This is a genomic window from Micromonospora sp. NPDC000663 (assembly GCF_042898105.1).
In the GTDB taxonomy this organism is placed as follows: domain Bacteria; phylum Actinomycetota; class Actinomycetes; order Mycobacteriales; family Micromonosporaceae; genus Micromonospora.
Genome location: NZ_JBIAYR010000015.1, coordinates 20,872 through 32,561, shown reverse-complemented (window position 1 = coordinate 32,561; position 11,690 = coordinate 20,872). Strand labels below are relative to the sequence as shown.

The following is an 11,690-nucleotide window of genomic DNA, read 5'->3' as shown; positions in this document are numbered from 1 at the left end:
CGATGGGTGGAACGTCCGCACGCCGTGCCAGCAGGGCCGGCACCGAGATCGAGAGCAGGTGGCGCAGGGCCCTTCGGCCCGACCTATGACCGGCACCCCACCTCCCGGCCCGCCCCGGGTGCAGACCAGGATCACCGTGCCCGACTCGAAGATCATGGTCAACCTCCTCGGCGCGGGCGACGAGATCCTGCGACTCGTCGAACGCTCGGTCACCAGTGACGTGCACGTTCGTGGCAACGAGATCACCATCACCGGCGCCCCGGCGGACAACGCCCTCGCCGAGCGGGTCTTCAGTGAGCTGCTCGAACTCATCGAGAAAGGCGAGACCCTGACCACTGACGCCGTCCGGCGTACCGTCGGCATGCTCGAGCAGGGCAGCGCCGAGCGGCCCGCCGAGGTCCTGACGCTCAACATCCTCTCCCGACGCGGGCGCACCATCCGCCCCAAGACACTCGGGCAGAAGCGGTACGTCGACGCGATCGACTCGAACACCATCGTCTTCGGCATCGGCCCGGCCGGCACCGGCAAGACGTACCTGGCGATGGCGAAGGCCGTCCAGGCGTTGCAGGCCAAGCAGGTCAACCGGATCATCCTGACCCGGCCGGCCGTCGAGGCCGGCGAGCGACTGGGCTTCCTGCCGGGCACCCTGAACGAGAAGATCGACCCGTACCTGCGTCCGCTCTACGACGCGCTGCACGAGATGCTGGACCCGGAGACGATTCCGAAGCTGATGGCCCAGGGGACGATCGAGGTCGCCCCGCTGGCCTACATGCGGGGCCGTACGCTCTCCGACGCGTTCATCATCCTGGACGAGGCGCAGAACACGACACCCGAGCAGATGAAGATGTTCCTCACCCGGCTCGGCTTCAACTCCAAGATCGTCGTTACCGGTGACGTCACCCAGGTGGACCTTCCCGGCGGGACGACAAGCGGTCTGCGGGTCGTCCGCGAGATCCTGGAGAACGTCGAGGACGTGCACTTCGCCCAGCTGTCCAGCTCCGACGTGGTCCGCCACCGGCTGGTCGGGGAGATCGTCGACGCGTACGCCCGCTGGGACGCCGAGCGGGAGAACCAGCAGGCGCAGGGCGTCCATGCCGTGCCCGGGCGACCCGCCCAGGGCGGCCGGGCCGGCCGCCGCCGCTAAAGCAGAGGAAAGCAGTTGTCCATCGAGATCGCCAACGAGTCCGGTGTCGACGTCGACACCGACGCCGTGCTCGCCGTCGCCCGGCACGCACTCGACGAGATGGGGGTAAACCCCCTCGCCGAGCTGTCCGTGCTGCTTGTCGACATCGACTACATGACCGAGCTGAACCACCGTTGGATGGGTGGCGACGGCCCGACCGACGTGCTCGCGTTCCCCATGGACGAGGGCAGCGTCGACCACGGCCCGGGCGAGAGCGCCCCGGCCGGTGGGGAGCCGGCCCTGCTCGGTGACATCGTGCTGTGCCCCGAGGTGGCGGCCAAGCAGGCAGCCACCGCCGGGCACGCCCCCGCGGACGAGCTGCACCTGCTCACCGTGCACGGGGTGCTGCACCTGCTCGGCTACGACCACGCGGAGCCGGAGGAGGAGCGGGAGATGTTCGCGCTCCAGGCCCGGCTGCTGTCGAGCTGGCGGTCGACCCGCACCCAGTGATGTCCACTCCTCCGTTACTCGCGGCCGGCCCCACCGCCGGCCTTCCCGATGTGCAGCTGATCGTCTTCGCGGCCGGTCTGGTCGTGTTGGCCGGAGTGATCGCGATGACCGAGGCGGCGCTCGCCGCCGTCTCCCCGGCCCGGGCCGCCGAGCTGGCCCGGGACGGCGTACGCGGCGCCCGCACCCTCCAGACCGTGGCCGGGGACGTGGTCCGGCACCTCAACCTGCTCCTGCTGTTGCGGCTGCTCGCCGAACTGACAGCCACCACGCTCGTGGCGCTCGTCGCGGTGGACAGCTTCGGCGCCGGCTGGCGGGCCGCGCTCGTCACCGCCGGCGCCATGACAGTGGTCAGCTTCGTGGTGGTCGGGGTCGCCCCGCGCACCATCGGCCGGCAGCACGCGTACGCGGTGGGTCGGGCGGTGGCGCCGCTGGTCCGCTGGCTGGGCCGGGCGCTCAACCCCCTCGCGTCGCTGCTGATCCTCATCGGCAACGCGGTCACCCCGGGCCGTGGCTTCCGGGAGGGCCCGTTCGCCACCCAGGTCGAGCTGCGGGAGCTGGTCGACCTGGCCGAGCAGCGCGGCGTGGTCGAGCACGGCGAACGCCAGATGATCCACTCGGTCTTCGCGCTCGGCGACACCATCGCCCGTGAGGTGATGGTGCCGCGTACGGAGATGGTTTGGATCGAGGAGGGCAAGACGCTCGCGCAGGCGCTGGCGCTCTTCCTGCGGTCCGGCTTCTCCCGCATCCCGGTGATCGGCGAGAGCGTCGACGACGTGCTGGGCGTGCTCTACCTCAAGGACCTGATCCGGCGCTCGCGCGGCGGTGACCCGCAGGCCGAGCAGTTGCCGGTGGCCGAGCTGATGCGCCCGGCGACATTCGTACCGGAGTCCAAACCGGTGGACGACCTCCTGTCGGAGATGCAGGCCGCCCGCAACCACCTGGTCATCGTCGTCGACGAGTACGGCGGCACCGGCGGCCTCGTCACCATCGAGGACATCCTGGAGGAGATCGTCGGCGAGATCACCGACGAGTACGATGTCGAACGCCCGCCTGTCGAACGCCTGCCCGACTCGTCGGTGCGGGTCACCGCCCGCCTGCCGGTGGAGAACCTGGGCGAGCTGTTCGACACCGACCTGCCCACCGACGAGGTGGAGACGGTCGGCGGTCTGCTCGCCCAGTCGCTCGGGCGGGTGCCGATCCCCGGCGCCGAGGCCGAGGTCGCCGGTCTCCGACTGGTCGCCGAGGGCACCACCGGCCGGCGCAACCGGATCGACACCGTCCTGGTCAGCCGGGCCGAGCCGGGCGACGAGCAGGACACCGCGGGGCACACCGGCCCCGGAGACGACCAGGGTCACAACCGAGACGAGGAGAGGCAACCCGCCGATGCCTGACACACCCGCCGCGCCCGCGCAGCCCACAGCCACCGCGCCGGCCCCGCTGAGCGCCGAGGACGCCAAGTTGGTGGTCCTGGCCCGGGGAGCCCGCGGGCGGGTCGCCGCCGTGGAGGGGGCCGCCGTCCGGGACCAGGACGGCCGGACGTACGCGGCGGCCAGTGTCGCCCTGCCCTCGCTGACCCTCACCGCGTTGCAGTTGGCGGTGGCCTCGGCGGTGGCGGCGGGGGCGAGCCGGCTGGAGGCGGCGGTCGTGGTGACCGAGGCGTCGACGCTCGACGGCGCCGGGCACGCGGCGGTCCGTGACCTCGCCGTGGACGCGCCGATCCACGTGGCCGCGCCGGACGGCACGGTCCTCGGTACGGTGACCGAGTGAGCGCGGTGCGGGATCCGCAGGCGCCTGCGTACCGGGCGGGGTTCGGTTGCTTCGTCGGGCGTCCCAACGCCGGCAAGTCCACGCTCACCAACGCCATCGTCGGCACCAAGATCGCGATCACGTCGAACAAGCCGCAGACCACCAGGCACGTCATCCGTGCCGTGCTGCACCGTCCGGACTCGCAGCTGGTCCTGGTCGACACGCCTGGCCTGCACCGTCCCCGTACGCTGCTCGGCGAGCGCCTCAACGACCTGGTCCGCTCGACCTGGACCGAGGTCGACGTGATCGGCCTCTGCATCCCGGCAGACGAGCCGGTCGGGCGCGGTGACCGGTTCATCTCCGGCGAGCTGGCCGAGTTGAAGGCGACAGTGCTGGCCGTGGTCACCAAGACCGACCTGGTGGACAAGCGCCGGCTGGCCGAGCAGTTGCTCGCGGTCAGCGAGATGGGGGAGTTCGCCGAGATCGTGCCGGTGAGCGCTGTCTCCGGGCACCAGGTGGACACGCTCGTCGACGTGATGACCAGGTACCTGCCGCCGTCGCCGCAGCTCTACCCGGACGACATGCTCACCGACGACCCGGAGCAGGTGCTGGTCGCGGAGCTGATCCGGGAGGCCGCGCTGGAGGGTGTCCGCGACGAGCTGCCGCACTCGATCGCGGTGGTGGTCGAGGAGATGATCCCCGAGGGTCAGGTCATGAAGATCTACGCCGACCTGTACGTGGAACGGCCCAGCCAGAAGGCGATCGTGCTCGGCCACAAGGCGAGCCGGCTCAAGGAGGTCGGCACCACCGCCCGCCGCCAGATCGAGGAGCTGCTGGGCACCCGGGTCTACCTGGACCTGCACGTGCGGGTGGCGAAGGACTGGCAGCGCGACCCGAAGCAACTGCGCAAGCTGGGCTTCTGACCCATCTCGTGGGCCCGGCCGGGCGTCCCGTTCGGGCCTTCCATGATCCTTTTCGGTCGTACCGATGGCCGGATTCACGTCTGGGCGGGGTGCCCGCCGTTTGGCTTCGGTGCCGCGCAGGGTAGGGGAGGTACACCCCCGCTTCCCCGACCCAGATGCAGGCTGATGCGCAACAGGTATCTCGATCTGCTCCGCTTTCTGGCCATCGTCCGAGTAGTCGTCTACCACGTCACCGGGTGGGCGACCCTCACCCTCGTGTTCCCCGCCATGTCGGTGATGTTCGCGCTTGCCGGCTCGTTGATGGCCGCGTCGCTCACCCGGTCCGGGCCGGCGGCGGTCGGTCGCCGGCTGCGCCGGCTGCTGCCGTCACTGTGGGTGCTGGCGGCGGTCTTCGTCCCGGCCATGCTGTTCAGCGGGCTGACCGCCAGCCCTCGCCTGCTGCTGTGGCTGTTCCCGATCGCGGACCCGCCCGCCAACAACTGGGGCGCCCTGGCGCTGAGCATCATCTGGTACCTGCGCGACTACCTGTGGTTCGTGCTCGCCTCGCCTGTGGCGTTCTGGCTGTTCCGCAGGGCGCCGCTGCCCACGGTGCTCGCCCCGTACCTCCTGCTGGTGGCCATCGAGGTGGGGATCTATCAGGCGCCCCCGCCGGTGCTGCGGGAGTTCGGCCTGTACTTCGGCGCGTGGCTGCTCGGGTTCGCCCACCACGCCGGGATGCTGCGCCGGCTCGCCGGCCGGGTGCTGTACCCGTTGGCGCTGGCGCTCGCGGTGACAGGCGGCGCGTGGATCGTCGCGCATCCCGGCCCACGCGGGTACGACCTCAACGACAACCACCTCGGCAACGCCCTCTGGTCCGCGGCGTTCATCCTGGTCGTGCTCGGCCGGGCGCCGGCGGGGATCCCGTGGCTGGAGCGCAGCCGGCTGGCGGACCGCGCGGTCACCGTGCTCAACCGCCGCGCGTTGACCGTCTACCTCTGGCACATGCCGTTCGTGGTGGCGCTCACCCCGCTCGTCGACGTGGTCGGCTGGTCCCACCAGAACCTGCTGGGGCTGGCCATCCGGGTGGTGCTTGTCTTCGCGCTGGTGGGGGTCGTCACCCTGGCCGTCGGCTGGGTCGAGGACGTCGCCGCCCGGCGGCCACCGGAGCTGATCCCGGGCGCCCCGCCCGCGCCTACCCCGTCGGCTGCCCGGCCTGGTGCCGGGCCGGCTGCCCGGTCCGGTGCGCCGCCGCCCGTTCCGGCCGGTGGACCGGGCGGCGTTCCGGCCGGTGGGCCGGCCTTCGTGCCGGCGCAGCGGGTGGCCGGGGAGGCGGCCACCGTCGACCTCAACGCTGGCTGATGGTGACGTTGCCGCTGCCGGCCGACCCGTCGAGCACCAGGGACGCGGCCGGATCGTCGGCGACGGTGACCCGGGCGTCGCCGGAGCCGGTGCTGGAACGCACCCGGTAGCTGCCCTGCGGCACCAGCAGCGTCACGTCGCCGCTGGACGCGTGCGCGCGTGCCGCCGCCGGCGTGTCCAGTTCGATTGTGACGTTGCCGGAGCCGGCCTCGGCGTCCGTCGCGCCACCGAGCCGCCGGGCCGTGATGTCACCGGAACCGGCGCGCAGGCGCACCGCCGCGCTGGCCTCGCTGACCTCGATGTTGCCGGAGCCGGTCTCCACCCCTACCGCTCCCGTGGCGCCGACGATCCGCACGTCCCCCGAACCCAGCCGGAGGTCGACCGTGCCGATCTTGCTCAGGTCGACGTCACCCGAACCGGACTCGCCCTGCACGGTCACGCCCTCCGGCACGGTCACCTCGTAGGAGACGGTGCACCTGTTGCCGCAGTCGCTGTCCAGGACGAGTTCGCTGCCCTTGATCTCGTACCGGGCCTTGGGCTCACCCCCCTGGTAGCGCACCACCCGTTTGATCCGCGCCTCACCCGCCGGGCCGGTGCCCCGGACCACCATGTCGCCGGAGCCCCCCAGCATCCGGATCGTGGTGATCTTCACCGCCTCGGTGTCGTCGTAGTCGAGCCGGCGGAACGAGAGGTTGTCGCACCCGGCGAGCAGGATGAGGGTGGCGGTCATCCCCAGCGCGACGGGGGCCGTGACGCGACGGCGGACGGCTGCGGTGGTGTCGAGCAGTGCCATGGCCAGCACGCTACGGCCGGGCACGAGCCGGGCGCATCGGGGTTCTTCCGCGCGTCCACCCCGAAGCGACCCTGATTTCACACCCCGAGGGAGAATGGCCCGATGGCCGGGTATCGCCGACAGCTCTACCGCGACGACGCGGTGGTGCTGCGTGTGCAGAAACTCGGCGAGTCCGACCGGATCATCACACTGCTCACCCGCCGGCACGGCCGGCTGCGCGCGGTGGCCCGCGGGATCCGCCGCACCACGAGCAAGTTCGGGGCGCGGTTGGAGCCGTTCGGCCACGTCGACCTCCAGCTCGCCGGCGACCCGAAGGGCAACCACGGCAGCTCGCTGCACACGGTCAGCCAGGTCGAGGGCATCGACCTGTACGGCAAGCGGTTCCTCGGCGACTACCCCCGCTACACGGCAGCCAGCGCGATAGCCGAGACCGCCGAGCGGCTCACCCCTGTCGAGCGGGAGCCGTCGCTGCGGCTGTTCCAGCTCACCGTCGGCGCGTTGAAGGCACTGTCCCGGGGCGAGCACGACACCACACTCGTGCTCGACGCGTACCTGCTGCGCGGGATGGCCCTCGCCGGCTGGGCGCCGGCGCTTGTCGCGTGCGCGGTCTGCGGCACCCCCGGCCGGCACCGGGCGTTCTCCGTACCGGCCGGCGGCGCCGTCTGCCCGGACTGCCGCCCGCCCGGCGCGGCCCACCCCGCCCCGGCCACCATCGACCTGATGTCCGCGCTGACCACCGGCGACTGGGTGGTCGCCGACGCCACCGACACCGGCGTACGCCGGGAGTGCAGTGGGCTCGTCGCGGCTCACCTGCAGTGGCACCTGGAGCGCGCGCTACGCTCGCTGCCGCTGGTCGACCGGGGTTCCCCGGCCGCCGGCACGGCCCCGCCGCCCGGCGGCGGTGGGGCTGCGATGCTCAGGCCACGCGGCGACGTCGAGGCCGGGGCGGACGGTGCGAGCAGGGAGAGAGCCGAGTGATCCGACGATCCACCAGGGCCGGCCGGCGTGAGCCGACACCGCCGACACCCCACCCGTCCGGCGCCCGGCCGCCGGCGCTGCCCAGCGAGGCGGTGCCGCGGCACGTGGCAGTGGTGATGGACGGCAACGGGCGGTGGGCCAAGGACCGCGGGCTGCCGCGTACCAAGGGTCACGAGGCGGGGGAGCACAGCCTCTTCGACACCATCGAAGGCGCCATCGAGATGGGCATCCCCTACCTGTCGGCGTACGCGTTCTCCACCGAGAACTGGCGGCGTTCACCGGACGAGGTCCGGTTCCTGATGGGCTTCAACCGGGATGTCATCCGCCGCCGCCGCGACCAGCTGGTCGATCTCGGCGTCCGGGTGGTCTGGGCGGGCCGGCCCGGCCGTCTGTGGAAGAGCGTCATCTCCGAGTTGCAGACCGCCGAGGAGATGTCCCAGGGCAACTCGACGCTCACGCTCCAGTTCTGCGTCAACTACGGCGGTCAGGCGGAGATCGGCGACGCCGCCGCCGCGATCGCCCGCGATGTCGCTGCCGGTCGGCTCGACCCGGCGAAGGTCACCGAGAAGACGGTGGCGAAGTACCTCTATCATCCGGAGATCCCGGAGGTGGACCTGTTCCTGCGCCCGTCGGGCGAGGAGCGGATCTCCAACTTCCTGCTCTGGCAGACCGCGTACGCCGAGCTGGTCTTCCTCGACACGCTCTGGCCCGACTTCGACCGCCGTCACCTGTGGTACGCGTGTGAGCTGTACGCCCAGCGCGACAGGCGGTTCGGTGGCGCGCTGCCCAACCCGGTCGCGCCGACGGTCTGAGGCTTACCAACCGGTCACGCTGGGTACCAGAGACGTCAGAAGCCACTGACGGAGGTGAACCCACATGATCCAGAAGCGCATTGCCCAGTGGGCGGTGATGGCGGTCGCGGTGCCGCTGGCCGCCGCCGGAGCCCGCAGGCTCAGCCACACCCTGGAGGCCCGGCGTGGTCCCTCCGGTGTGACCCGGCTGCTGACCAAGGGCGCGGACCTGATGCGTCCCCAGAAGGCCAAGCGCCGCCGGTTCTGGTGATCCCCGATTCGCCGACGCCGCCCGCATCCGTGCGGGCGGCGTCTTTCGCTGTCCGGGTCCGCGCCGGCGTCTCAGTTGTTCGCGGGTGGTGGGTGAGGGGCGGCGGGTAGGGTCCGGAGGTGGCGGGACTCGGTGGTGGGGGTGGGTGTGCGGGATCTCCGGTACAAGATGATCATGGCGTTGAACGCCGCCGATCTGGGCGACCCCCTCTGCGAGCAGGTGGCCGACATCTGCGCCGAGATCGCCGAGCAGCACTGCGCCGAGTTCGGCCACACGCCTGCGCTGCGGACCGGTGAGATCGCCGAGCTGGCCACCGGCGAGCCGGCGCTGACCTGGGCGCCGTCCACCCCCGACGCCGGGCAGCGTGCCTGGTGACCGCCCCCGCTCCGGCGGTCGACGTACGCCGCGCCGAGGATCGGTTCGCCACCCGGATCTCGTGGCTGGACTCCAAGCACTCCTTCTCGTTCTCCAGGCACTACGACCCGGCGAACACCCACCACGGGCTGCTGCTTGTCAACAACGACGACGTGGTCCGGCCGGGCGCCGGCTTCGAGACCCACCCGCACCAGGACATGGAGATCGTGACCTGGGTGCTGCGGGGCTCGCTCGTGCACCAGGACTCCACAGGCCACTCGGGGGTGATCTACCCGGGGCTGGCGCAGCGGATGAGCGCCGGCACCGGCATCCTGCACTCGGAGAAGAACGACGCCTGGCGACTCAACAACCAGGAGCCGCACAGCGACCCGGTGCATTTCGTGCAGATGTGGGTGCTCCCCGACGAGGAGGGCGTCGACCCCGGGTACGAGCAGCTGGAGATCGAGGACGAACTGCTCCGCGGCGGCCTGGTGCCGATCGCCTCCGGCATGGAGCGTTACGACGGCGCGTCCGCGATCCGGATCCGCAACCGGTACGCGACCCTGCACGCCGCCCGGCTCGCCCCCGGTGACGAGGTCACCATCCCCGACGCGCCCTTCGTGCACCTCTACGTGCCCGACGGGACGGTGAACCTGGAGGGCGTCGGCCCGCTCGGCACCGGCGACGCGGCCCGACTCACCATGACCGGCGGCCGGCGGGTCACCGCCGACGAGCCGGCCGAGATCCTCGTCTGGGAGATGCACGCCACAGTCGCCTGAGGCCCGTCGTCTCCGATGATCACGCCGAACGTGGATGTGGGTGGCCTCCCGTCGTCGGGAAGGCCACCCGCATCCGTGATCGAGCACGACCCTGCCGTGCGTCCCTTTGGTCAGGCGGGGGATTCGGTGCGGTCGCCGGCCCAGGTGGTGTGGAACGAACCCTCGCGGTCGACCCGCTGGTAGGTGTGCGCGCCGAAGTTGTCCCGCAGACCCTGGATCAGCGCGGCGGGCAGCCGCTCCGCGCGCAGCGCGTCGAAGTACGCGAGCGACGACGAGAACGCGGGCGTCGGCACCCCGGCCCGCGCCGCGTCGGCCACGACCCGCCGCCAGCTCGGCACGCCCGCGCCGACCGCCTCGGCGAAGTACGGTGCCACAAGCAACGTCGGCAGGTCCGGCTGCTCGTCGTACGCCTCGCGGATGCGGTTCAGGAAGCGCGCCCGGATGATGCAGCCGCCCCGCCAGATCGTCGCCGTGCCGCCGAGGTCGATGTCCCAGTCGTACTCCTGGCTGCCGGCGCGGATGTGGTCGAAGCCCTGCGCGTACGCGACGATCTTGGAGGCGAGCAGCGCCCGGCGGACGTCCTCGACGAACGCGTCCCGGTCGGCGACCTGCCACTTCTCACCGGCGTCCGGGAACGCCCGGCGGGCCGCCTCGCGCTGGTCGACGTGCCCGGACAGCGAGCGGGCGAAGGTCGCCTCGGCGATCCCGGTGATCGGGATGCCCAGGTCCAGAGCGCTCTGCACGGTCCACCTGCCGGTGCCCTTCTGCTCGGCCCGGTCCTGCACGATGTCCACGAACGCCCGGCCGGTCGCCGCGTCGGTGTGCGCGAGCACGTCGGCGGTGATCTCGATGAGGAACGACCCCAACTCGCCGTCGTTCCAGTCGCGGAAGATCTCCGCGATCTCCGCCGGCGTCGCGTCCAGGCCTGCCCGCAGCAGGTCGTACGCCTCGGCGATGAGCTGCATGTCGGCGTACTCGATGCCGTTGTGCACCATCTTGACGAAGTGCCCGGCGCCGTCCGGCCCGACGTGCATGCAGCACGGCACACCGTCCACCTGCGCGGCGATCTTCTCGAACATCGGCCCGAGCTTGGCGTACGACTCGTCGGAGCCGCCCGGCATGATGCTCGGACCGAGCAGCGCGCCCTCCTCGCCGCCGGAGACCCCGGTGCCGCTGAAGTGCAGCCCCTGCGCGCGCAGCGCCTCCTCACGACGACGCGTGTCGGCGAAGTGGGCGTTGCCGCAGTCGACGATGATGTCGCCCTCATCCAGCAGCGGCACCAGCTCGTCGATCACCGCGTCGGTGGGCGCGCCGGCCTTGACCATGACGATCACCGCGCGTGGCCGTTCCAGCGACGCCACGAAGTCCGCAATCGTCTCGCCGGGCACGAACGTGCCCTCGTCGCCGTGCTCGGCGATGAGGCTGCGGGTGCGCTCCGGTGACCTGTTGTGCACCGCCACCGTGAAGCCGTTGCGGGCCAGGTTGCGGGCCAGATTGCGGCCCATCACCGCCAACCCGGTCACACCGATCTGCGCCGTCGCCTGCTCAGCCATCCGTGCCGCCACCTTTCACCGCTGCTATTGACCTGAACCTATCGCGGTACGCGCCAGTACGTACCGGTGATCCACACTGCGATACGCCTGGTGGCCGCCGTGTTGCCGACAGTGGCGCCGGTCAGCCCTCGGCGAGGCGGGCTTCGATCCGTGCGACCTTCCCGGTGAGCGCATCGGTGACCCCGGGGCGGACGTCGGCCTTGAGCACCACACTCACCCGGGGCGCCTGCGCTGCCACCACGTCGACCGCCCGCTTCACCACCGCCATCACCTCGTCCCACTCGCCCTCGACAGTGGTGAACATGGCGTCGGTCCGATTGGGCAGGCCGGACTCCCGGACCACCCGCACCGCCTCGGCGACCAGATCGCCCACGGAGTCGTCGCCGCCCAGCGGGGTGATCGAGAACGCGATGAGCATGTGCCGATCGTGCCAGTAAATCGGGTGCGCGTCCCGCCGGGCGGTGGTTACCGTACGGGCATGCGCAACTGACGCCCCACTCTCCGAGCCGGCCCGCCGCCCCGCGTCGCGGT

14 protein-coding genes are annotated in these 11,690 nt (G+C 71.6%); 11 read left to right on the top strand and 3 right to left on the bottom strand.

Going from position 1 to position 11,690, the window contains the following annotated elements; all coding sequences use genetic code 11:
- The first annotated feature begins 85 nt into the window (after positions 1-85).
- The 6 genes from ACFY1S_RS28315 (at position 86) to ACFY1S_RS28290 (ending at position 5,640) form a co-directional block, all read left to right on the top strand.
- Positions 86-1,144 carry a PhoH family protein gene (locus ACFY1S_RS28315; RefSeq protein WP_364362282.1) on the top strand — a complete coding sequence of 353 codons (1,059 nt, stop codon included), beginning with the start codon at positions 86-88 and terminating at the stop codon, positions 1,142-1,144.
- Positions 1,145-1,159: 15 nt separating this feature from the next.
- Positions 1,160-1,633: an rRNA maturation RNase YbeY gene (gene ybeY / locus ACFY1S_RS28310; RefSeq protein ID WP_355009276.1), complete on the top strand. Its 474-nt coding sequence runs from the start codon at positions 1,160-1,162 to the stop codon at positions 1,631-1,633.
- Positions 1,609-3,024: a hemolysin family protein gene (locus ACFY1S_RS28305; protein WP_364365904.1), complete on the top strand. Its 1,416-nt coding sequence runs from the start codon at positions 1,609-1,611 to the stop codon at positions 3,022-3,024. The genes ybeY and ACFY1S_RS28305 overlap by 25 nt, the downstream gene beginning before the upstream one ends.
- Positions 3,017-3,400, top strand: a complete 384-nt coding sequence (locus tag ACFY1S_RS28300) for a cytidine deaminase (RefSeq protein ID WP_387123840.1) — start codon at positions 3,017-3,019, stop codon at positions 3,398-3,400. Before ACFY1S_RS28305 ends, ACFY1S_RS28300 begins: the two co-directional genes overlap by 8 nt.
- Before the next feature lie 5 nt (positions 3,401-3,405).
- Positions 3,406-4,302: a GTPase Era gene (gene era / locus ACFY1S_RS28295; RefSeq protein WP_387123954.1), complete on the top strand. Its 897-nt coding sequence runs from the start codon at positions 3,406-3,408 to the stop codon at positions 4,300-4,302.
- Between the two features lie 165 nt (positions 4,303-4,467).
- Positions 4,468-5,640, top strand: a complete 1,173-nt coding sequence (locus ACFY1S_RS28290) for an acyltransferase (protein WP_387123838.1) — start codon at positions 4,468-4,470, stop codon at positions 5,638-5,640.
- Here the strand turns inward: ACFY1S_RS28290 and ACFY1S_RS28285 are convergent.
- Entirely contained in the window at positions 5,627-6,433 is an 807-nt protein-coding gene (locus ACFY1S_RS28285; protein ID WP_387123836.1) for a DUF4097 domain-containing protein, read from the bottom strand. The two genes, ACFY1S_RS28290 and ACFY1S_RS28285, sit on opposite strands and share 14 nt — an antisense overlap.
- Before the next feature lie 102 nt (positions 6,434-6,535).
- Here ACFY1S_RS28285 and recO point away from each other — a divergent pair, with 102 nt between their 5' ends.
- The 5 genes from recO to ACFY1S_RS28260 all read left to right on the top strand — a co-directional run bounded on the left by recO (position 6,536) and on the right by ACFY1S_RS28260 (position 9,606).
- On the top strand, positions 6,536-7,411 hold the full coding sequence (gene recO / locus ACFY1S_RS28280) for a DNA repair protein RecO (protein ID WP_364362287.1): 876 nt from the start codon (positions 6,536-6,538) through the stop codon (positions 7,409-7,411).
- The gene (locus tag ACFY1S_RS28275; RefSeq protein WP_387123952.1) at positions 7,411-8,223 is read left to right on the top strand and encodes an isoprenyl transferase; all 813 of its coding nucleotides are present in this window, start codon (positions 7,411-7,413) and stop codon (positions 8,221-8,223) included. The genes recO and ACFY1S_RS28275 overlap by 1 nt, the downstream gene beginning before the upstream one ends.
- A gap of 64 nt (positions 8,224-8,287) precedes the next feature.
- Complete coding sequence (locus ACFY1S_RS28270; protein WP_387123833.1) at positions 8,288-8,473, top strand: hypothetical protein; 186 nt, start codon at positions 8,288-8,290, stop codon at positions 8,471-8,473.
- A gap of 147 nt (positions 8,474-8,620) precedes the next feature.
- Positions 8,621-8,848, top strand: a complete 228-nt coding sequence (locus tag ACFY1S_RS28265; RefSeq protein WP_364362288.1) for a thioredoxin reductase — start codon at positions 8,621-8,623, stop codon at positions 8,846-8,848.
- A complete protein-coding gene (locus ACFY1S_RS28260) occupies positions 8,845-9,606 on the top strand; it encodes a pirin family protein (RefSeq protein ID WP_357994322.1) in 762 nt (253 codons plus the stop codon). Before ACFY1S_RS28265 ends, ACFY1S_RS28260 begins: the two co-directional genes overlap by 4 nt.
- A 110-nt stretch (positions 9,607-9,716) precedes the next feature.
- Here ACFY1S_RS28260 and gndA read toward each other — a convergent pair whose 3' ends face one another.
- Together gndA and ACFY1S_RS28250 are read right to left on the bottom strand one after the other, a co-directional pair.
- Entirely contained in the window at positions 9,717-11,159 is a 1,443-nt protein-coding gene (gndA, locus tag ACFY1S_RS28255; RefSeq protein ID WP_387123830.1) for an NADP-dependent phosphogluconate dehydrogenase, read from the bottom strand.
- 121 nt (positions 11,160-11,280) lie between these two features.
- Positions 11,281-11,577, bottom strand: a complete 297-nt coding sequence (locus ACFY1S_RS28250) for an MTH1187 family thiamine-binding protein (protein ID WP_364362291.1) — start codon at positions 11,575-11,577, stop codon at positions 11,281-11,283.
- Positions 11,578-11,690: the final 113 nt, after the last annotated feature.

Coding starts and splice junctions, on each gene's coding strand:
- ACFY1S_RS28315 (WP_364362282.1), top strand. CDS start 86: ATGACCGGCACCCCACCTCCCGGCCCGCCCCGGGTGCAGACCAGGATC.
- ACFY1S_RS28300 (WP_387123840.1), top strand. CDS start 3,017: ATGCCTGACACACCCGCCGCGCCCGCGCAGCCCACAGCCACCGCGCCG.
- ACFY1S_RS28290 (WP_387123838.1), top strand. CDS start 4,468: ATGCGCAACAGGTATCTCGATCTGCTCCGCTTTCTGGCCATCGTCCGA.
- ACFY1S_RS28285 (WP_387123836.1), bottom strand. CDS start 6,433: ATGGCACTGCTCGACACCACCGCAGCCGTCCGCCGTCGCGTCACGGCC.
- recO (WP_364362287.1), top strand. CDS start 6,536: ATGGCCGGGTATCGCCGACAGCTCTACCGCGACGACGCGGTGGTGCTG.
- ACFY1S_RS28270 (WP_387123833.1), top strand. CDS start 8,288: ATGATCCAGAAGCGCATTGCCCAGTGGGCGGTGATGGCGGTCGCGGTG.
- gndA (WP_387123830.1), bottom strand. CDS start 11,159: ATGGCTGAGCAGGCGACGGCGCAGATCGGTGTGACCGGGTTGGCGGTG.
- ACFY1S_RS28250 (WP_364362291.1), bottom strand. CDS start 11,577: ATGCTCATCGCGTTCTCGATCACCCCGCTGGGCGGCGACGACTCCGTG.